Source organism: Aliidiomarina sp. (assembly GCF_022565475.1).
GTDB lineage: Bacteria > Pseudomonadota > Gammaproteobacteria > Enterobacterales > Alteromonadaceae > Aliidiomarina.
Genome location: NZ_JAIUMR010000010.1, coordinates 78,080 through 99,200, shown reverse-complemented (window position 1 = coordinate 99,200; position 21,121 = coordinate 78,080). Strand labels below are relative to the sequence as shown.

The 21,121-nt window shown below is 48.9% G+C and carries 18 protein-coding genes and 1 tRNA gene; 5 read left to right on the top strand and 14 right to left on the bottom strand.

Features of this window, described 5'->3' with window-relative positions; translation table 11 throughout:
• Positions 1-42: 42 nt before the first annotated feature.
• The 7 genes from rplI to rnr all read right to left on the bottom strand — a co-directional run bounded on the left by rplI (position 43) and on the right by rnr (position 5,253).
• Positions 43-492: a 50S ribosomal protein L9 gene (gene rplI, locus LAT77_RS09840; protein ID WP_290564387.1), complete on the bottom strand. Its 450-nt coding sequence runs from the start codon at positions 490-492 to the stop codon at positions 43-45.
• Positions 493-506: 14 nt separating this feature from the next.
• Entirely contained in the window at positions 507-734 is a 228-nt protein-coding gene (gene rpsR / locus LAT77_RS09835) for a 30S ribosomal protein S18 (RefSeq protein ID WP_007419241.1), read from the bottom strand.
• 12 nt (positions 735-746) lie between these two features.
• Entirely contained in the window at positions 747-1,073 is a 327-nt protein-coding gene (gene priB / locus LAT77_RS09830) for a primosomal replication protein N (RefSeq protein WP_290564386.1), read from the bottom strand.
• Positions 1,073-1,441: a 30S ribosomal protein S6 gene (rpsF, locus tag LAT77_RS09825; protein WP_126794476.1), complete on the bottom strand. Its 369-nt coding sequence runs from the start codon at positions 1,439-1,441 to the stop codon at positions 1,073-1,075. The genes priB and rpsF overlap by 1 nt, the downstream gene beginning before the upstream one ends.
• Positions 1,442-1,637: 196 nt before the next feature.
• Positions 1,638-2,039 carry a hypothetical protein gene (locus tag LAT77_RS09820; protein WP_290564385.1) on the bottom strand — a complete coding sequence of 134 codons (402 nt, stop codon included), beginning with the start codon at positions 2,037-2,039 and terminating at the stop codon, positions 1,638-1,640.
• 2 nt (positions 2,040-2,041) lie between these two features.
• Positions 2,042-2,794 (bottom strand): 23S rRNA (guanosine(2251)-2'-O)-methyltransferase RlmB, encoded by a 753-nt coding sequence (rlmB, locus tag LAT77_RS09815; protein WP_290564384.1) that lies wholly within the window; start codon positions 2,792-2,794, stop codon positions 2,042-2,044.
• A gap of 92 nt (positions 2,795-2,886) precedes the next feature.
• Positions 2,887-5,253, bottom strand: coding sequence for a ribonuclease R (gene rnr / locus LAT77_RS09810; protein ID WP_290564383.1), 2,367 nt, complete (start codon positions 5,251-5,253; stop codon positions 2,887-2,889).
• Between the two features lie 268 nt (positions 5,254-5,521).
• Between rnr and LAT77_RS09805 the strand changes: the two genes are divergently transcribed.
• The gene (locus tag LAT77_RS09805) at positions 5,522-7,384 is read left to right on the top strand and encodes a DUF885 family protein (protein WP_290564382.1); all 1,863 of its coding nucleotides are present in this window, start codon (positions 5,522-5,524) and stop codon (positions 7,382-7,384) included.
• Positions 7,385-7,498: 114 nt separating this feature from the next.
• Here LAT77_RS09805 and LAT77_RS09800 read toward each other — a convergent pair.
• Positions 7,499-7,586 (bottom strand) — tRNA-Leu (locus LAT77_RS09800).
• 140 nt (positions 7,587-7,726) lie between these two features.
• Here LAT77_RS09800 and LAT77_RS09795 point away from each other — a divergent pair.
• Positions 7,727-8,257, top strand: a complete 531-nt coding sequence (locus LAT77_RS09795) for an RDD family protein (protein ID WP_290564381.1) — start codon at positions 7,727-7,729, stop codon at positions 8,255-8,257.
• A gap of 44 nt (positions 8,258-8,301) precedes the next feature.
• Here LAT77_RS09795 and lptG read toward each other — a convergent pair whose 3' ends face one another.
• Both lptG and lptF read right to left on the bottom strand, forming a co-directional pair.
• Complete coding sequence (lptG, locus tag LAT77_RS09790) at positions 8,302-9,369, bottom strand: LPS export ABC transporter permease LptG (protein WP_290564380.1); 1,068 nt, start codon at positions 9,367-9,369, stop codon at positions 8,302-8,304.
• Positions 9,369-10,478, bottom strand: coding sequence for an LPS export ABC transporter permease LptF (gene lptF / locus LAT77_RS09785; protein ID WP_290564379.1), 1,110 nt, complete (start codon positions 10,476-10,478; stop codon positions 9,369-9,371). The genes lptG and lptF overlap by 1 nt, the downstream gene beginning before the upstream one ends.
• A 223-nt stretch (positions 10,479-10,701) precedes the next feature.
• Between lptF and pepA the strand changes: the two genes are divergently transcribed.
• From pepA to LAT77_RS09770, 3 genes are read left to right on the top strand one after another with little or no spacing between them, the layout of a single operon-like run.
• Positions 10,702-12,207, top strand: coding sequence for a leucyl aminopeptidase (gene pepA / locus LAT77_RS09780; protein WP_290564378.1), 1,506 nt, complete (start codon positions 10,702-10,704; stop codon positions 12,205-12,207).
• Between the two features lie 2 nt (positions 12,208-12,209).
• Positions 12,210-12,656 carry a DNA polymerase III subunit chi gene (locus LAT77_RS09775; protein ID WP_290564377.1) on the top strand — a complete coding sequence of 149 codons (447 nt, stop codon included), beginning with the start codon at positions 12,210-12,212 and terminating at the stop codon, positions 12,654-12,656.
• Positions 12,657-12,671: 15 nt separating this feature from the next.
• Positions 12,672-15,512 carry a valine--tRNA ligase gene (locus LAT77_RS09770; protein ID WP_290564376.1) on the top strand — a complete coding sequence of 947 codons (2,841 nt, stop codon included), beginning with the start codon at positions 12,672-12,674 and terminating at the stop codon, positions 15,510-15,512.
• Between the two features lie 86 nt (positions 15,513-15,598).
• On the opposite strand, the gene rraB is transcribed toward LAT77_RS09770, so the two are convergent.
• The 4 genes from rraB to parE all read right to left on the bottom strand — a co-directional run bounded on the left by rraB (position 15,599) and on the right by parE (position 21,070).
• Positions 15,599-15,955, bottom strand: a complete 357-nt coding sequence (rraB, locus tag LAT77_RS09765; protein ID WP_290564375.1) for a ribonuclease E inhibitor RraB — start codon at positions 15,953-15,955, stop codon at positions 15,599-15,601.
• Positions 15,952-16,710, bottom strand: coding sequence for a 1-acylglycerol-3-phosphate O-acyltransferase (locus LAT77_RS09760; RefSeq protein ID WP_290564374.1), 759 nt, complete (start codon positions 16,708-16,710; stop codon positions 15,952-15,954). Before LAT77_RS09760 ends, rraB begins: the two co-directional genes overlap by 4 nt.
• A 125-nt stretch (positions 16,711-16,835) precedes the next feature.
• Positions 16,836-19,115 carry a DNA topoisomerase IV subunit A gene (parC, locus tag LAT77_RS09755; protein WP_290564373.1) on the bottom strand — a complete coding sequence of 760 codons (2,280 nt, stop codon included), beginning with the start codon at positions 19,113-19,115 and terminating at the stop codon, positions 16,836-16,838.
• A gap of 65 nt (positions 19,116-19,180) precedes the next feature.
• A complete protein-coding gene (parE, locus tag LAT77_RS09750) occupies positions 19,181-21,070 on the bottom strand; it encodes a DNA topoisomerase IV subunit B (RefSeq protein WP_290564372.1) in 1,890 nt (629 codons plus the stop codon).
• Positions 21,071-21,121 lie beyond the last annotated feature (51 nt).

Here is a 21,121-nt window from a genome sequence, read left to right as displayed (position 1 = left end):
CCGAGGTGCTGCTTTTCGTGTAATAGACGTGTAAGTCCGGAATTACTCTGCTTCTACTTTCAGAGTGATTGCCGCTAAAACGTCAGCGTGTAGTTGCAGTTCGATTTCGAATTCGCCAACTTCACGGATAGTGCCGTGAGGCATCAAAATTTCGCTCTTCTGCACTTCAACGCCTGCAGCAGAAACTGCATCAGCGATGTCGCGAGTACCAATTGAACCGAACAACTTACCTTCGTCACCAGCTTTAGAGCTGATTACGATAGCGTCCAGTGCATTGATTTTCTCAGCGCGCTCTTCAGCAGCTTGCAAGTCAGCAGCTAATTTAGCTTCTAACTCTGCACGACGTTGTTCAAACATTTCAACGTTTGACTTGGTCGCTGGTACTGCTTTGCCCGATGGGAACAAGAAGTTACGTGCGTAACCTGACTTTACGGTAACCTGGTCACCCAGACCGCCCAAATTTGCAACTTTATCGAGAAGAATAATATTCATTGTTAAAGTCTCCCTTACTTGTGGCCATCAGTGTATGGCAGCAAGCTCAGGTAACGGGCACGCTTAATTGCGCGAGCCAGCTGACGCTGATACTTAGCTGAAGTACCGGTAATACGGCTTGGAACGATCTTACCAGTTTCAGTAATATAATTTTTCAGCGTAGCGATATCTTTGTAATCGATTTCTTTTACGCCTTCTGCCTTAAAGCGGCAGAACTTACGACGACGGAAAAAACGAGCCATGGTGTTCTCCTATTAAACCTGTTTTATGTTCTGAGCGTGAAGGACAAGCCGGGCGATGCCATTTGCGTTTTCATGTCGCTGAATGAAACCACTTGCTTCTATTTCACTTCCCAGAATTAATTTCGTTGACCAGAAATCTGCCCCATCTCCACTCACTACCGCTTGAATGCGCGCATAACACTGTCGTGTTAATCCTGCTTCTTGTTGAATTGAGCGATGCTCAATCATCAAGGACAAATGTGCAATTCCTGCTGGGCTGCGAGTCAATCGCGGTTCTTTTACTAAAATTCCGCGAATCGTGAGTTGGTTAATGGCCGATTCCTGAGCTGTAGCCGACATCACTCAGCAGATTCAGTCTCAGCTTTCGCTTCACGGCGATCTTCTCTTTCTTTTGGCTTAGCAAAAGGTGAAGGTTCGCTGATTGCTTCGTCTTTACGCATAACCAGGCTGCGTAGTACCGCATCGTTGTAACGGAAGTTGGTTTCCAACTCGTCAATCACTTCTGAACTTGCTTCAACATTCATCAGAATGTAGTGGGCTTTGTGCAGTTTGTTGATTGGGTAAGCTAATTGGCGACGACCCCAGTCTTCCAAACGGTTAATCGTACCACCCGCTTGAGTCACAGTTTCGCTATAACGCTCAACCATGCCTGGAACCTGCTCGCTCTGGTCTGGATGGACCATGAATACGATTTCATAATGACGCATTAATTGCTCCTTATGGATTAAAGCCTGAGTACAGCTCAGCCCGGCTGACATGGAGGCAAGGAACTTGAACTATAGATTAGTGGGCTGATCAAGCCGGCGAATTGTACGCAAGTTAAGCAGTGTTCGCAAGTAAAAGCGGGGATTAATCACAGAAAATAGCGCTCAGTCTCGTTTTTCAACTGAGCGCCATGCGTATCTAATCGGTTTGCTGCTGAATCTCTTCATTGAGCAAACGAAAAAATTGCGGAACTAAGCTGGTCCACACTGCGCTCGGTCCATCAACAACGATCAAGCGGTCGCCGAGACGACCGCGAATAACCAATTGTTCCGTGTTCACTAACTGGAGTTCAACGTGAACACGGTGAGAAGCCACATCTGGCGATGCAGCCAAGCGATACTCATGATGCGTTTGCAGCCGATAGTTCAAATCTTCAGCGGCGTTGGTTAATAGCCGATTGCTTTCATCATACTGCCATTCAAGCCAGACTTGCGGACGTTGCGAGCTAGTATCGTCGTCTGGCGCGCTAAAAAACGCTCCCAATGCGAGCACTAAAATAACCAGCGTGACGCCAATAATTGGCAGCAAACGTTTTAACATGACTAGCCCTTGCGCTGCTGACGCTGACGAGCGACTTCAAATAGACACACGCCAGCGGCGACGGAAACATTCAAGCTACTGACCGTTCCCGCTAATGGAATGGCCACAAGGTCATCACATAACTCACGAGTTAGACGACGCATGCCAGTGCCTTCGGCACCCATCACCAATGCCGTTGGACCAATAAACTTATTGTCGTACAGTGAACTTGTGGCTTCTCCAGCGGTGCCCGTCACCCAAACGCCCTCGTCTTTTAAAATACGAATGGCGCGCGCTAAATTGGTCGCAACCACTAAAGGCACCACTTCAGCAGCACCGCTGGCAACTTTGCGGGCGACACTAGTTAAACCCGCCGCTTTATCTTTCGGTACAACAACTGCTGTCGCGCCAGCAGCGTCAGCTGTGCGCAAACATGCACCTAAGTTATGCGGATCAGTCACCTGATCTAAGACTAAAAAAAGAGCTTGCTGACCGGCTTTAGCAACCAATTCAGGTAAATCATTTTCTTGCCACGAGCGGCCCGGTGTTACGATGAGATAAACACCTTGGTGATTGCCTTCACCGGCACGCTCGTCGAGGGTTTTGCGCTGACTAAATTGCGGCCGTAATCCTGCAGAACGGGCAGCTTTGATAATCGCTTGTACCGCAGGATCGTCGCGATCTTTCTGTACAAATAATTCAACCGCGCGTTCCGGTGCGTGCTCTAAAATGGCACTCACTGAATGAATGCCGTATACCGCTTCGTTTTTACTCATGAACTCTTTCTCAATGACTGTATGAACTATGGTCTTAAAGACCCTCGCAACCCATGCACTTCGTCACGGTTGCGATACCAGAGCTGACGCGATCAACGTTTCTTATTTTTCGGCGTGCGCTTTTTCGCACCAGGTGGTGCTGTTTTCTTGGCTTTCTTTGCTTTTGCGGCTTTGCTTCCGGCAGATTTCTTCTTGCCACTTTTCTCCGCTGCTTTGGGTTTATAACCACCCTTGCCACGTTGCGTCTTTTTCTCCTGCCGACGCCGAGGTGCTATCGCATCTGAAGTTTGCTCAACCGATAACAACTCAAAATCAATTTTTCGCTCATCGAGATTGACTGCGGCAACCTTCACCCGTGCCTTGTCACCTAAACGATAAACATTTCCTGAGCTTTCGCCAATCAACAAATGGCGTTCCGCGTCGTAATGGAAGTATTCGCTAGTTAAATTGGAAATATGCACGAGGCCATCGATCATGTAGTCATTCAGGCGCACGAATAAACCAAAGTTAGTAACTGCCGAAATAACACCGTCAAATTCGTCACCCACGTGATCTTGCATAAACTCACACTTCAGCCACTCATCGACTTGTCGTGTTGCGTCATCGGCGCGACGCTCGGTCTGCGAACAATGCGGGCCGAGTTCAGCCAGTTGATTCTCGGCGTAACTATGCGCACCTTCTAAACCAGCAAGGTCTGGATACTGTTTGGCGAGAATCCGTTTTATCTCACGATGGAGCACTAAATCCGGATAACGGCGAATTGGCGAGGTAAAATGCGCATACGCTTCCAAAGCTAAACCAAAATGACCACGGTTCTCACTGCAATAAATCGCTTGTTGCAGCGAACGCAACAACATGGTTTGAATTAACTCGCGATCCGGCCGTTCAGCGACCTGAGCCAATACGGCGCCAAAATCTGACGGATGCGGCTCATCTCGTAACGGCATCGACAAACCAAGTTCACCAAGCACCAAGCGAAAAGCAAACAAACGCTCTTCGTCCGGCAAGTCATGCACCCGAAATAACGCGCCGCCATTGTTCTTCTCAACAAACCGCGCCGCTGCAACGTTGGCCATAATCATACACTCTTCAATCAGCATGTGCGCATGATTGCGGTGGATTGGCACAATATGTTCGATCTTGCGCTGAGCATTGAAAATAAAGCGTGTTTCGACGGTATCAAAGTCAATTGCACCGCGTTGCTCGCGGCTTGTACGTAGCACTTTGTAGAGGTCATGTAAGGTTTCTAAATGCGGCACCACATGGTCGTACTGCTGACGCAGTTTGACATCGCCATCAAGAATTGCCGCCACTTTATTGTAGGTTAACCGTGCATGCGAATTCATCACCGCTGGATAGAACTTGAAGGTGTTCAGCTTACCGCGCTCGCCAATGGTCATTTCCGCGACCATACAGAGACGATCCACTTGTGGGTTCAATGAACACAAGCCGTTAGACAAGGCTTCTGGCAACATCGGGACGACATGATTCGGAAAATACACCGAGTTGCCGCGGTTCAAGCCTTCCCGATCGAGTGCACTCCCCACCCGCACGTAATGGCTGACATCGGCAATGGCCACCCATAACCGGAAACCTTTACCTTCGGGCTCTGCATAGACAGCGTCGTCAAAGTCTCGGGCGTCTTCACCGTCGATCGTCAGCAGCGGTAATTTACGTAAATCGACGCGTCCTTGCTTGTCACTTTCCGCAACTTCGGCAGGAATCTTTTTCGTTTCGGCAATGAGCGCATCTGGCCATTGGTTGGGAATATTGTGCTCGCGAATGGCAATTTCAATTTCCATTCCCGGAGCCATATGGTCGCCAAGCACTTCTTTAATGCGCGCAACGGGTGAACTACGTCGACTCGGCCGCGAGACAATTTCTGCGACGACGATTTGACCGTGGCGCGCACCATTGACCAACTCCGGAGGAATAATTAAGTCTTGGGCTAAACGCGTGTCGTCAGGCACAACCAGCGACACACCTTGTTCAACGAAGTAGCGCCCCACAATTTCCCGAGGCTCTTCAGCAATGGTGCGAACAATTCGGCCTTCACGGCGTCCGCGCGAGTCACTCGATCCCGCTTTAACTAAGACTCGGTCACCGTGCATAACAAGTTGCATCTGATGAAACGGCAAAAACAGATCCTGACCGCCTTCGTCTAATTGAACGAACCCGAAACCATCACGATGGCCAATGACGGTGCCTTTTTTCAAATCCATACGCTCTGGAATGCCATAGGAGTCATTGCGCGTATACACCAACTGCCCGTCACGTTCCATCGCCCGCAAGCGGCGTTTTACACCAATATGCTCGCGTTCATCACGTAAACCGAAATGGGCTAAAATATCGCTAAATGCGACTGGCTTTAAAGCCTTTTTAATAACTTCAAGCATGTCTTCGCGCGACGGGATCTGCACGTCATATTGAGGTTGCTCAGAAGCGTTTTTTTCATTCATTTTAGTAATAATCTTTCTCTTTTATTCTGCGGCCTATGGGCCTTTATTTAAAACTAGGTCGGTCAATGTTCGACGCTCCTAGTGATTCAGACAAGTGGCGCATTGTCACGCCATTGCTTGACAATTGTCAGTATACCACTGACTTGGGTGTATAGATAACATCCACGGATAATGCTCATTCAAAATGAAGAAAGTTGTTGATTTTCTGATCACCGCGTATGTTTAATAGTTCAACAATAAAATACTGACAACATTCTTGGAGCCACTCATGATTCGCTATACTCTTCTCGCTTGCGCGCTTAGTTTAGCCCTTACCGGCTGTAGTGAAGCGCCGCCCGCTACACAGGAAAGTCCTGCAGACCTACGCACCACCAGTGCCGAATTAGCGACATCGACCAGCGAACGACTCAATCAATGGTTTGACGAGCGCTTCGAAGAGCGCCTGCAAATGAGCCCAATGCAGATGACCATGCTCGGTCGCAAGGATCGCTACGACCAACTTGATGACATGAGCCTCGCAAGTCAACGCGAAATGGTGCGCTGGTTACAGCAAACTGCTGCAGAACTAGCGGCCAACTTTGACTATGATGAGCTCGACACTGAAGCACAAACATCGTATGACTTATGGATGTATCAAGTCGAACGTGACGTCCGTGCGTTCGAGTACCAGCACATGAGCTATGTGTTTCACCAAATGTCGAGCGTGCACGCTTACTTACCACAATTTTTGATTTCATTTCATCGCGTCGATTCTCTGGCTGACATGCAAGCGTATATTAGTCGACTTGAACAACTCGGCAGTGCCATTCAGGTTCTGCTAAACCAAGCGAAAGAGAAAGCGGATAATGGTATCCGCGTTCCCGACTTTGGCTATCAAGGCGCGTTACGTCAGTCACAAGCTTTAGTTACTGGGCAACCTTTCAGCGAAAGTGACGAATCCGCTCCGCTCTATGCTGACGCGCAAGCTAAAATTGAACAATTACGCGCTAACGACGCGATAAACGCTGAACAAGCCGATGAACTTCACCAAGCAGTGCAACAAGCGCTCACTCGCCATGTCGGGCCGGCCTATCAACAGCTAATTGCTTGGCTCGAGGTTGATCAAGCGAACGCCGAGAGTAACCCAACCGGCGTCAGTAAATATCCAGGAGGTGACGATTATTATCAATTTATGTTGTGGTATCACACCACGACTGATCTGAGCGCCGAAGAAATTCACCAAATTGGTCTCGACGAAGTTGCCCGCATCCAAGGCGAGATGATCGAAATTAAGCAACGCGTGGAATTTGACGGTGACTTGCAAGATTTCTTTGCGTTTATTCGTACCGATGAGCAGTTTTTCTACCCGAATACAGACGCCGGCCGACAAGCCTATCTCGACGATAGTAAAGCCTATCTCGATGCGATTGCGGATGAGTTGCCAAACTTTTTCGGTATCTTGCCAAAAGCCGACTTAGTCGTCCGTCGCGTTGAAGCCTTCCGCGAAGAAGATGGCGCTGCTCAACATTATTTCCCGGGCACCCCTGACGGCTCGCGTCCCGGGATTTATTACGCTCACCTGTCCGACATGAGTTCCATGCCGAAAGTCGATATGGAGTCAGTTGCCTACCACGAAGGTAATCCTGGCCATCATATGCAAATTTCAATTGCCCAAGAATTAACTGGCCTTCCTCAATTTCGAACCTTAGATCGCCATACTGTGTATGTTGAAGGTTGGGCGCTTTATTCAGAACTACTGGCCAAAGAAATGGGCGGCTATCGTGACGATTATTCCGACTTCGGACGCTTAACCGCCGAAATTTGGCGGGCTGCACGTCTCGTTGTCGACACCGGCATGCATGCGCTCGGTTGGACTGAAGAGCAGGCAGTTGATTATTTCTTAGTCAACACGCCCATTACTGAGGGCTCTGTTCGCTCCGAAATTCAACGGTATTTAGTCTGGCCGGGTCAAGCCACAGCGTACAAGATCGGCATGATGCGCATCCAAGAGCTGCGTGCGGAAGCGGAAGAAGCGTTAGGCGAACAGTTCGACATTCGCGCGTTCCACGATACGGTCTTGGGTGGCGGTTCACTGCCATTACCGATTCTTGAACGCCGTGTCCAGCAATGGATTGCGGATGTACAAGGCTAATCTTAATCGAATATCAGTAAGCCTATGCAGGGAAGCTGCTTGCTGATATCAACAAAACATTGAATAAAAAACGACAGAACAGATAAATAGACAGGGCTATATGGAAAGAAGTAATGGTGCCTGGGGACGGACTCGAACCGTCACGGGGGATTAGCCCGGCGGATTTTGAATCCGCTGCGTCTACCAATTTCGCCACCCAGGCATTAGGTGCGAACGTTACGGTTTTGAACCGAACGCAGCGCATTATACTTAAGCTTGATTTCGTTGCAAGTAGGCTGAACAAAAACTTTTAGTCATGGTAAACTGTTTGCTTGTTATTTGAACCATAAAAAGAACGCATCTATGTCCGCAACTGAACAATCGTCTACTTCTCCGTCACAAAACTCCGATGTTGAATTTATCAAAGCACCCCGCGCTGGATTCTGGCGACGAATTGGCGCTATTGTCTACGATATTCTAGTCGTAACCGCTGTCGTCATGCTTGCAAGCGGTCTTGCCCTTGGGTTTGTCGGTTTGTTGACGATGGTCGGGCTGGTGACCTTAGTGGAAGGCCAAGACCATGCGAGCTTGCTGCAAGGAAACTGGCTCTACACCTTGTATCTCATAGCTGTGGTTATCTGGTTTTATACAGGGTTTTGGGTGCGAGGTGGGCAAACCTTAGGAATGCGGACGTGGCGATTACGAGTACAGAATGAAGACGGCAGCCGCATCAGTAAAAAGCAAGCACTGATTCGTGCCTTCACCGCCGTCCTCGGCTTGGGTAACTTTGCTGTACTATTCGGTCAACAAAAACTTGCGCTGCAAGATCGTCTCGCCAAGTGTGAAGTCATTGTCCTCAGTAAAGAAGCCAATCAATTTAAAAATTGGAAATAATCACAGGAACTGTAGCCGCGCGGTTGGGCACCCGAGCGGCTCCGCTAGGTCCGATTCCGCGTCAAGATATACAGAGCCGCAGTTGCAAACACGATCCCCGGCAGCAAAGCGCCAAGCACAGGGGTTAGATTATACACTTGTGAAATTGGGCCAAACACTTCGTTAAAAACGTGGAAGACAAAGCCAGTAATAACCCCAAGCAAAATCCGTGCGCCCATCGTCACCGACCGCAATGGGCCGAAAATAAACGAGAGCGCAACGAGCAACATCACCGCGACAGTGAAGGGCACTAACACCTTGCGCCAGAAGGCTAACTCATAACGGCTAGCATCCTGTCGATTCGACTGTAAGTAGGCGACATAGCCATACAAACCACTAATAGAAAGCGACTCTGGACGAACGGTCACGACCGCGAGTTTTTCTGGAGTTAAGGTTGAGGTCCAGCTCCAGCTTGCCAACTGATAATTGCGAACTTCGTCATCCAGCAATTCCGTGTATTGCGCATCATGTACACGCCACTCAGGGCCGATATAGGTTGCTCGGCCACCGTGCACTACTTTTTCCAACACCCGATCATTAAACTGGTAAATCGTAACGTTGTGCAGTCGCCCAGTATCAGCAACTTCACCAATATGAATATAGTGATTGCCATCTTTCGCCCAGATACCATGATCGCCGCTAATTAAGCTCCCTCCGGAGATGGCTTGGGCACGCAGCTGCCGAGCTTGCGACTCGAGATTCGGTGCAATCCATTCGCCAATGACGAGGACGGCAATCATCATGACAATTGCAGATTTCATCACTGAACCGATCAGATTCAATCGCGAGCGTCCCGCCGCCATCATCACTGTCAACTCACTGTTGCTTGCAAGCAGTCCCATGCCAATCAACCCGCCGAGTAACGCAGCCATGGGGAAAAACAACTCAATATCGCGCGGTAAACTTAATAATACAAAAGCAATGACGTCGGTCATATCGTAGGTACCACGACCAATCGCCCGTATTTGCTCAACAAAACGAATGAGCGCGCTTAAACCAGTCAGCACCAACAAGCTCAACAGCGTTGTCATCAGTACCGTTTTACCGATGTAACGATCGAGAATACTAAACATTATGAGCGCCTCCGCAGCATTGCACGCAGACGATAGCCGCTCGGTCGCTCTCGAATCAACAAGGAAACGCCGATCAGCAATAACGCCGCATGAATCCACCAGAGTCCCAATGATTGCGGTAATGAGCCATCACCAAGTGCGCGTTTACTCGCCATCAACACCATAAAATATCCGAGATAAATCAGCACCGCCGGCGCCATTCGAGCGAACTTGCCTTGCCGCGGGTTAACGCGACTGAGGGGGACAGCAATCAATGCCAATAAAGGAATCGCTAAAGGAATCGCCAGTCGCCATTGCAACTCAGCCGCAGCCTCGCTGCCCTGAGTTTGCATAAGTTCAAGCGTTGACACTGCTTCCAGCCGACGGCGCTCTTCTTCGAGCTCCTGTTCACGAATTTGCATCTGATACTGGTCAAAACTCATGACGTGATGATCAAGATTAACCAGCGACTGAGAATAGCGACGGCCATCCTCAAGCACCAGTTGCTGAGCGCCATTGGAGAGCGTTTCAATGCGACCCAGTGCGGCCATAACCACACTAGCCCGCGAGTCTTCATTGAATTCACTGCGTGCGGGTAATTGCGCAACGAAAATCTCTTCAAGGAGACCATCCCGATTCTGGCTTTCGACAAAGATCACCGCACGCTGTTGCGCAACTTGCTGAAAACGCCCGGTTTGAATGACTGAGACGCCCGCTTCTGAGCGCGCGCGATCCGCAATGGCTTGCTCTTGCGACAATGCCCAAGGCCCCAGCCAGAGGGTAAGCAATGCGGTAAGAATCGCCAACACCACAGCAAACACGAGGGTAACGCGGGCGATATACCACTCACTGACCCCACAGGCATGCAAAACTGCCATTTCATGGTCCGCATACAAGCGCCCTTGGGCAAGAAGGATGCCGAGAAAAATACTAATCGGTAAAATTAACGAAGCCAAGCTAGGTAATTGTAGGCCAAGAACTTGAATGATGAGCTGCGCAGGCAATTGCCCCTCAGATGCCTGTGCAAGTACTTGAACGAACTGTTGACTGACAAAAATCGTCAATAAGACTAGGAAAACGGCAATTTGCGCTTTGAATGTTTCACGAATTATGTAACGAAAAATGCGCACTATTTGAACCTTTAACTTCGTTTTTCACTGGAAATCAGTGAATATTTCAGTAAACTCTGTATTTTAGTAAGTTTAATCGCTATTACTAGGTTTTGGCGAGAAGTTTTCGAGCCATTTTTAAGCGATCGTCACCCTAACAGACGCTCGTTCTAAGCCGAGTAACTTGGCATCATATTTTCATGATGCCATGAGCAGACCTAATAAACCAGAAATGGGAGCAGGCATGGAGTTTAATGTAAAAAGTGGCAGTCCTGAGAAACAGCGTTCAGCATGTATTGTCGTGGGCGTGTTCGAGCCTCGTCGTTTATCCCCCGCTGCTGAACAAATCGATAAAATCAGTGATGGTTATTTAAGTAACTTACTGCGCCGCGGCGATATCGAGGGCAAAGCAGGACAAGTTTTATTGCTCCATAATATTCCCAATGTTTTAAGTGAACGTGTTCTGTTGGTTGGTTGTGGTAAAGAGCGCGAACTCGATGAGCGTCAGTACCGCCAAATTATCAGCAAAACCATTGCAACCTTGAATGAAACGGGTGCGATGGAAGCAGTTTGTTTCCTTAGCGAATTGCACGTTAAAGGTCGCGATACCTATTGGAAAGTGCGCCACGCAATTGAAGCTGCGCAGGCAAGCTTATATGTCTTTGACCAATTAAAAACACACAAAGAAGAGCCTCGTCGCCCTCTGCGTAAAATGGTCTTCAATGTTCCTACGCGTCGCGAGCTACCGATTGGTGAAAAATCGGTTCAACATGGTCTCGCCGTCGCCAAAGGCGTCAAATTATGTCGTGACGCGGCCAATATGCCGCCAAATATTTGTACGCCGGTTTGGCTTGCCGAACAGGCAGAGCAAGTCGCTGAGCGTTATGAAAACCTTACTGTCGAACGTGTCAATGAATCGGACATGGCCGAGCTTGGCATGAATTCTTACTTAGCCGTAAGCCGTGGTTCAGAAAACCCTGCAGTGATGACAGTCATGCACTACCGTGGCAGCCAAGACGACCGCGCGCCAATTGTTTTAGTTGGTAAAGGCCTAACGTTCGACTCCGGCGGTATTTCAATCAAGCCTGGCGAGGCCATGGACGAAATGAAATATGACATGGGCGGTGCGGCCGGCGTCTTAGGTACAATGCAAGCACTGGCAGAATTGCAGCTGCCGATCAATGTCATTGGTATTCTCGCCGGTTGTGAAAACATGCCTGACGGCCGAGCGTATCGTCCAGGCGACATTTTAACCACGATGTCAGGACAAACCGTTGAAGTGCTCAATACTGACGCGGAAGGACGCTTGGTACTTTGTGACGCATTAACCTATGTTGAGCGTTTTAACCCTGAGGCGGTCATTGATATTGCCACCTTAACTGGCGCCTGTGTAATCGCACTCGGCGCACATGCGACCGGCCTAATGAGCAACCATAATCCACTTGCTCATGAATTACTGAACGTTTCAAAACAAAGTGGCGACCGCGCTTGGCAGTTACCTTTGTGGGACGATTATCAGGAAATGTTAGACAGCCCATTTGCTGACATGACCAACTTAGGCGGCCGTCCAGCCGGTACAATTACAGCGGCCTGTTTCTTGTCACGCTTCACCAAGAAATACCATTGGGCGCATTTAGATATCGCCGGTACCGCTTGGAAAAGTGGCAAAGATAAAGGGGCAACCGGACGCCCTGTGCCAATGCTGACCCAATACCTATTGGCGAAAGCTGGCTCTGCGGCAGGTGAATAACTATGGCTAGAGCGCCTGAGGTCACTTTTTATTTGCTCAACCAAGCGGAAGAGTCCGCTTGGTTGTCTCAGGTGTGTCAGCTTGTTGCTGAGCAGTTTTCACAACGCCGCAAAATTGCCATACGTGCCCAATCACAAGAGCAAGCTGAACGCTTTGACGAGCTGCTCTGGCAACAGCCTCCGGAACGCTTTATTCCGCATAATTTAGTTGGCGAAGGGCCGAACGGCGGCGCGCCGGTCGTTATCGGTTGGGATCAGCCGCTCGAGAATTATGGCAGCGGTCGACAACTGGTCATCAACTTAGCCAGTGACTGTGCGCCGTTTGTTCGCGGTGTACAACGAATTATTGACTTTGTTCCGTTGCAAGACGACGAAAAAGAGCTTGCACGTGAACGTTTTCGAACCTATCGACGGACTGGGGCGAATATAGACACTCAGCCTCTTTCCTAAGCATTGAAGGACATTATGGATAAAACCTATTCCCCACAGAATATTGAGCAGCGTCTGTACCAGCATTGGGAGCAGTCGGGTTACTTCCGTCCATCCGGTGAGGGTGACTCTTATTGTATTATGATTCCTCCACCCAATGTTACTGGTAGCCTGCACATGGGCCACGCATTCCAGCACACATTAATGGATACGCTCGTTCGTTATAAGCGAATGGACGGTTTTAATACACTTTGGCAAGTGGGCACAGACCACGCCGGTATTGCCACACAAATGGTTGTCGAACGTAAACTTGCTGCCCAGGGGATTGACCGCCATAGTCTCGGCCGAGAAACCTTCATCGACAAAGTTTGGGAATGGAAAGCAGAGTCAGGTGGCACGATCACCCAACAGATGCGTCGGTTAGGTGATTCCGTGGATTGGCAACGTGAGCGTTTCACCATGGACGACGGCTTGTCGGCTGCGGTTCAGGAAGTCTTCGTGCGTTTATATGAAGATAACCTGATTTATCGTGGCAAACGGTTAGTCAATTGGGATCCGAAGCTCAAAACAGCAATTTCGGATTTAGAGGTCGAAAACAAAGAAAGCCAAGGCAGTCTTTGGCATTTGCGTTACCCACTTGCTGATGGTGCCACAACTGCCGATGGCAAAGCGTATGTCATTGTCGCGACTACCCGGCCTGAAACGATGCTCGGTGACGCGGCTGTCGCGGTACATCCAGACGATGCGCGTTATGCCTCTTTGCACGGTCAATTCATTGAATTGCCACTGACCGGTCGTCGGATACCCATAATTGTCGACGACTACGTTGATCAAGAGTTTGGCTCTGGCTGTGTGAAAATCACACCTGCTCATGACTTTAATGACTATGAAATTGGCAAACGCCACAACTTACCTTTAATTAATATCCTCAGTGACGATGCGCATATTTTGGCTGCTGCTGAGGTGTTTGATTTGAAAGGTCAACCACGTCATGACATTTCGACCAGCCTGCCAACTGAGTTTGCCGGTTTAGAACGTTTTGCTGCGCGCAAAGCAATTGTTGCTGCCTTCGAGGCGGCGGGCTTACTGGATAAAATTGAAACACATGCCAACAAAGTCCCCTACGGTGACCGCTCTGGCGTGGTGATAGAACCATTCTTAACCGATCAATGGTATGTTCGCGTTGCCCCACTTGCTGAAACCGCCACCAAGGCCGTCGAGGACGGTGATATTCAGTTCGTGCCAAAACAATATGAGAATATGTATTTCAGCTGGATGCGTGACATTCAGGACTGGTGTATTTCTCGTCAATTGTGGTGGGGTCATCGAATTCCAGCTTGGTATGACGATTCCGGTAATATCTATGTCGGTCGCAGCGAAGACGAAGTACGTGCAAAACACAATCTTGCGGATCGTCCTTTACACCAAGATAATGACGTTCTGGATACGTGGTTCTCTTCCGCGTTATGGACCTTCTCAACCCTAGGCTGGCCGGAAGATACCGAAGCGTTAAAGACTTTCCATCCGACCGATGTCTTGGTTACAGGTTTCGATATTATTTTCTTCTGGGTTGCTCGCATGATCATGATGACCATGCATTTCCTCAAAGACGAAGATGGTAAACCACAAGTTCCTTTTAAAACCGTGTATGTCACTGGCCTCATTCGTGACGAACAGGGTAATAAAATGTCGAAATCGAAAGGTAATGTTATCGATCCGCTCGACATGATTGACGGTATTGAACTGGATACCTTAGTCGAAAAACGCACTAGTAATTTGATGCAAGAAAAGCTCGCAGAGCAGATTAGCAAGCGTACGCGCAAAGAATTTCCAGAGGGAATTAGCGCGCATGGTACTGATGCTCTGCGTTTTACATTAGCTGCTCTGGCTTCCACTGGTCGCGATATCAACTGGGACATGAAGCGCCTCGAAGGCTACCGGAATTTCTGCAATAAACTCTGGAACGCCAGTCGTTATGTCCTTATGAATACGGAAGAGAAAGATTGCGGCTTATCCGCTGGCGATATGGAGCTCTCACTTGCGGATCAATGGATTATTGAGCGCATGAACGCGACCGTCAAAGACTTCCGCCGCGCACTCGACCAGTACCGTTTCGACCAAGCTGCTGCAATTGCCTATGAATTTAGCTGGAATCAATTCTGCGACTGGTATCTCGAGTTGACCAAGCCGGTATTGCAAAATGGTAGCGAAGCACAGCAACGCGGTACGCGTCACACACTTGTGCACGTGCTGGAGCAACTTTTACGCTTGTTGCATCCGCTACTTCCGTTTATTACCGAGGAAATTTGGCAGCGCGTTGCACCACTGACCGGCGTTAGCGCAGACACAATAATGCTGCAGCCGTATCCGCAGGTTAAGGAAACTCGTTTTGCCGCCGCTTCTGACGACATGGAGTGGCTCAAACAAGTCATTATCGGGATCCGCAATATCCGTGGTGAAATGGATTTATCACCAAATAAAGCGTTACCAGTCATCATTGTTAATGCGGACGAGCAAGCAACGCGTCGTTTGCAGCAAAACGAAAGTTTCCTCAGCGCACTTGCGAAACTTGAAAGTGTGACCTTCCTAGCTGCCGGAGAAGACGCGCCAGCAAGTGCTACAGCACTTGTCGGTCGTACGGAAATACATATCCCGATGGCTGGGTTAATCGACAAGGACGCTGAACTTGCACGTTTAGACAAAACGATTGATAAAGCTGAAAAGGACAAACAGCGCTTAGCTGGCAAGCTTAGTAATGACAACTTTGTCAGCAAAGCACCTGCTGAAGTCATTGCCAAAGAGCGTGAAAAATTAGCAGAAGCTGAAGAACTCCTCCAGCAACTGCAGCAACAACGAGCTCGGATCGCCGCCATTTAATCTTGATCTGCAGCGTTCGTTGCCCGCTAACAAAACAGCCGTCGGTTTCCACCCACGGCTGTTTTTTTGACGCTTGAAGCAGAGATTTACTCTTCTTCTTCGTCACCAATAAATGTACCCCAACCATCATACTCAACACCACAATGGTCAGCAATTTCAGTAATTTCACGAGTTTGTGCAGCGAGCTTCGCGCGTTCAACAGTGCAATAAGTTAACGCTGCAAAGTAAAACGCCGGTTGTCCATCATCGAGCTCGAACTCTTCAGCGTCCTCGACATGATAGCCAAGCTTCACAAGCTCCACGGCTGCCTTCTCTAACTTGCTAAAGTCTGATGAAACCAAGTGATGTTCAATTTCTAATTCCTCATCAGCTTCAAGTCCAGCTTCTAACAAAATATCAATCGTCTCATCACTTTGGGCTAATAAGGCTTCTAAATCATTCACGACGAACGTACTCCCTCTCTCGACTTAATCCGAGAATTGACAGATTTAACTTCTTCATCGAGGCGATTAATTTTAGCAAGCATTTGCTCATAACTTGTCGCCATCAGCTCGCGAATGCGCTCGCGCGAGTAACCTAGCGTATCAATCGGCGGCATCATTTCGATAATTACTTTACCATTATTCCAACGATTGAGCTTGATCTTTTCATGGGTTGTCGACATACACACGGGAACAAGCGGAACCTTAGCCTGCACCGCTGTATGAAAGGCACCGGTCTTGAATGGCAACAAACCGCGGCCGTAACTGCGCGTTCCTTCTGGGAACATCCAGATCGATAAATTACGCTGCTGAATTGCGTTTACAGCAGTCCCTATTGTTCCGTGTGCCCGTGAACTATTTTTGCGATCAATCAAGATATTTCCAGACAGCCAATACAGCTGACCGAAAAAAGGAACCCATTTTAGGCTCTTTTTACCAATTGTAACGGTACCCGGCAATAAACTTCGACTCATGGTGAAAATGTCGTAACTGTTTTGGTGATTAGCAATATACACAAAAGGACCGCCTTGCTTCACCTCTTCTGGCACCCGGATCTCCAAGTCAACACCGAGTAATTTGTGCATCCGTCCAAACAAATGCGCAAAAAGCGCCGTATTATTGCGATGAAACGGCCTAACTAGGCAAAATAACGAGCCCAAAACACCCGCTAACACAACAAAAACACCCAGAATCAGTAATCTAATTACAGCTAACATGTGTACTCTCAATCGAAAATTAGGCTCGCAGTATAACCTGAAAGGTCTTATTTTGACCAATAAAAATAAGGGACTTACCTTTAACGAGTAAGTCCCTTTTAGCGTACAGCTGTATTAAAAATTAGCTATTCTGCGTCATTTTCCTGAATTTCTTGAGGTTTTTCCGATAATTCAAAATCGAGCGCGTCAACGCGCTGCAAGCCTCTCGGTAACTTATTCCCACGTCGTCCGCGTTCGCCTCGATAATGCTCAAGATCAGAGGGTTTGAGTTGTAACTTCCGCTTACCTGCATGAACCACTAAGGTCGCATCTGCTGGCATTACCGTCACTGCTTGCACATACTCTTCACGCAGTTTAGCTCGACTAGATGGAATGCTAATAATCTTGTTGCCTTTACCTTTGGCTAATTGCGGAAGATCAGCCACTGGAAACGCTAGTAGTCGTCCCTCATTGGACACAGCCACGATCAAATCTGATTCAACTGCATTTACTCGCTGCGGTGCAAGTACTCGTGCAGAGCTTGGCAAAGAAAGTAAGGCTTTACCATTCTTCACGCGACTTTGCATATCGCTAAACTTGGCCACAAATCCATAACCAGCATCGGATGCAAGCAACCATAATTGCTCGTCTTTACTCATCAGAACTTGGGAAACACTCTCGCCCGCCACTAAACTAAAGCGACCTGACAACGGCTCACCTTGCGTGCGTGCTGAAGGCAATGTATGCGCTTCACAGCTATAACTGCGGCCTGATGTATCAATAAACACGACCGGCTGGTTGCTGCGACCGGAAGCTTGGGCAAGGAAACTGTCCCCTGCTTTGTAGCCAAGCGCGGCGCCATCAATATCATGCCCTTTTGCTGCGCGTACCCAACCTTTTTGCGAGAGCACAACAGTCACGGCTTCTGACGGCGTTAACTCACGCTCAGACAACGCTTTGGCCTCTTTCCGTTCGACCAGAGGCGAGCGACGGTCATCACCGTATTTTTCCGCATCCGCTAACAATTCTTTCTTAATGAGCGTTTTCATTCGCCGCTCAGAGCTCAGTAACGTTTGCAATTGATCACGTTCTTTAGCGAGCTCATCTTGTTCAGCACGCAACTTTATTTCTTCGAGCTTCGCCAAGTGGCGTAATTTCAGTTCGAGAATTGCTTCCGCTTGCGTGTCTGAGAGCTCAAACCGACGCATCAACTCCACTTTCGGCTGTTCTTCGTGACGAATGATTTCAATCACTTCATCGATATTCAGAAACGCGATAAGGAGACCGTCAAGGATATGCAGGCGGCGTTCAACTTTGTCTAAACGAAACTGCAGCCGGCGTGTCACGGTTTGCAGACGGTAATCAAGCCACTCTTGGAGAATAGAGACTAACGGTTTAACCTGCGGACGCCCGTCAAGTCCGAGCATGTTTAAATTGACGCGATAGTTCTTCTCAAGATCCGTGGTGGCAAATAAGTGCGCCATGAGTTGTTCAACATCAACTCGATTCGAACGCGGAACAATGACTAAACGCGTCGGATTTTCATGATCTGACTCATCCCGCAAGTCAGAAACCATCGGCAGCTTTTTGGCTTGCATCTGCGCGGCAATTTGCTCAAGTATGCGCGCACCAGAGGCTTGATGTGGCAAAGCGTCGATGACAACCTCGCCATCTTCCATCACATAGCGAGCGCGCATTTTGATGCTGCCACGCCCAGTTTCATATATTTTCTCGATATCGTCTGCCGCGGTAATCACTTCCGCATCAGTCGGATAATCTGGTCCGCGCACATGCGCCATAATATCGCTTAGCGTGGCTTTGGGCTGATCGAGTAGCAATGCACACGCATTAGCGACTTCGCGAGCGTTATGCGGTGGAATATCAGTCGCCATGCCGACAGCAATACCGGTCACACCATTTAATAAAATATGCGGTAGGCGCGCCGGTAGGATCTTCGGCTCGTCCATGGTTCCATCGAAGTTCGGCACCCAGTCTGACGTTCCTTGGGCTAATTCAGCGAGCAATACCTCACTAAAACGAGACAAGCGAGCTTCGGTATACCGCATGGCAGCAAACGACTTAGGATCATCGGCGGAACCCCAGTTCCCTTGCCCATCGACTAACGGATAACGATACGAAAATGGTTGTGCCATTAATACCATGGCTTCGTAGCAAGCAGAGTCACCATGTGGGTGGAATTTACCCAACACATCACCGACCGTGCGGGCTGATTTTTTATATTTTGCCAACGCAGACAAACCAAGCTCTGACATGGCGTAGATAATGCGGCGCTGAACCGGCTTAAGGCCATCACCAATGTGTGGTAAAGCACGATCCATAATCACGTACATCGAATAATTGAGATACGCTTGCTCGGTAAATGCATGTAATGGCTGCTGTTCAATATTTTCCAATGCCGTACTCATAGCCAGTCCTGTTTCACTTTATTATTATCCAGTTTCATTCACGCAACATTTCGGTGCTTGCTAAGTTACGCTAACTCGACAAGGTTGCCTTTGCTTTCCAACCAGTCGCGGCGGTCACTCGAGCGCTTTTTAGCCAGTAACATATCCATCAGAATGTCGGTCTGCTGCGGATCATCAACGGTCAATTGCACAAGACGGCGTGTGTTCGGATCCATCGTCGTTTCGCGTAACTGCAACGGATTCATCTCACCGAGTCCTTTGAACCGCTGAACGTTGACTTTTCCGCGTTTTTTCTCAGCTTCAATACGATCAAGAATGCCCTGTTTTTCACTATCGTCCAACGCGTAATAAACTTCTTTGCCAACGTCAATTCGATATAAAGGTGGCATCGCGACATACACGTGCCCTGCCGCTACCAAGGGTAAAAAGTGTTTCACAAACAAGGCGCAGAGCAGCGTCGCTATATGCAGTCCATCGGAGTCGGCATCGGCAAGGATGCAGATTTTTCCATAGCGCAAATTACTTAAATCGAGGGCTCCGGGGTCGACACCCAGCGCAACCGAAATATCATGAATTTCCTGCGATGCGAGGATCTGATCCGGATCGACTTCCCACGTGTTTAAGATTTTCCCACGCAGTGGCATTACCGCTTGAAATTGACGATCGCGCGCTTGTTTCGCCGAGCCTCCGGCCGAGTCACCCTCGACCAAAAATAACTCACTGCGATCCGGATCTTGACTAGCGCAATCGGCCAGTTTACCAGGCAGTGCTGGTCCTTGCGTGACACGCTTGCGAACCACCTTTTTCGCAGCGCGCATCCGCCGCTGAGCACTTGAAATACAGAGTTCAGCAATTTGCTCGGCTAAATCCGTGTGTTCATTCAACCACAAACTGAAGGCGTCTTTAACGACACCGCTAACAAATGCTGCCATTTGCCGTGAGCTTAAGCGTTCTTTGGTTTGTCCGGAAAATTGCGGATCACTCATCTTCACTGACAAGATGTAGCTGCAGCGGTCCCAGATATCTTCCGGCGTCAAACGCACGCCGCGCGGCAGCAGGTTGCGGAACTCACAAAAATCACGCAATGCTTCCAACATACCTTGACGCAAGCCATTTACGTGCGTTCCTCCTTGCGGGGTTGGAATTAAGTTCACATACGACTCACCAATCCCATCACCACCTTCCGGCAGCCAAGTGACCGCCCATTCAGCGCCTTCTTCAGCCGCATGAAACTGGCCAATAAATGGGTCATCGGGTAAGCGCGGGAGATCGCGTAACGCTTCAGTTAAATAATCACGCAAACCGTCTTCATAAAACCACGTCGTTTCTTCACTGTTCACATGATCTTTAAAGGTAATGGTCAGCCCTGGACAGAGCACCGCTTTTGCACGCAATTGATAGCGCAGACGGCTCACAGAAAATTTAGCTGAATCAAAATATTTAGCATCCGGCCAAAAACGCACCCGTGTTCCCGTATTGCGCTTGCCAACAGTGCCTGTCACCGCAAGATCAGTGACCTTGTCACCATGCTCGAAAGCCATTTCATAAATTTGACCATCGCGCTTTACCGTCACATCCAAGCGCGTCGAAAGCGCGTTAACAACGCTAATACCGACACCGTGTAAACCTCCGGAAAATTGGTAGTTTTTGTTCGAGAATTTACCGCCGGCATGGAGTTTCGTCATAATCAACTCGACGCCCGGAATACCTTCTTCCGGGTGAATATCGACCGGCATACCACGACCGTCATCAAGAACTTCAAGCGATTGGTCGGCATGAAGTATCACGGTAATTGTCCGCGCATGTCCGGCGAGCGCCTCGTCGACTGAGTTATCAATAACTTCTTGACCAAGATGGTTCGGGCGTGTCGTGTCGGTATACATGCCGGGACGACGTTTAACTGGCTCGAGGCCGTTAAGAACTTCTATCGAGTCCGCTTTGTAATCAGTTGTCATAGGTAGTTAAAGCTCGACTGTTGTTATAGTTGTACGCGAATTCGTGTGGTC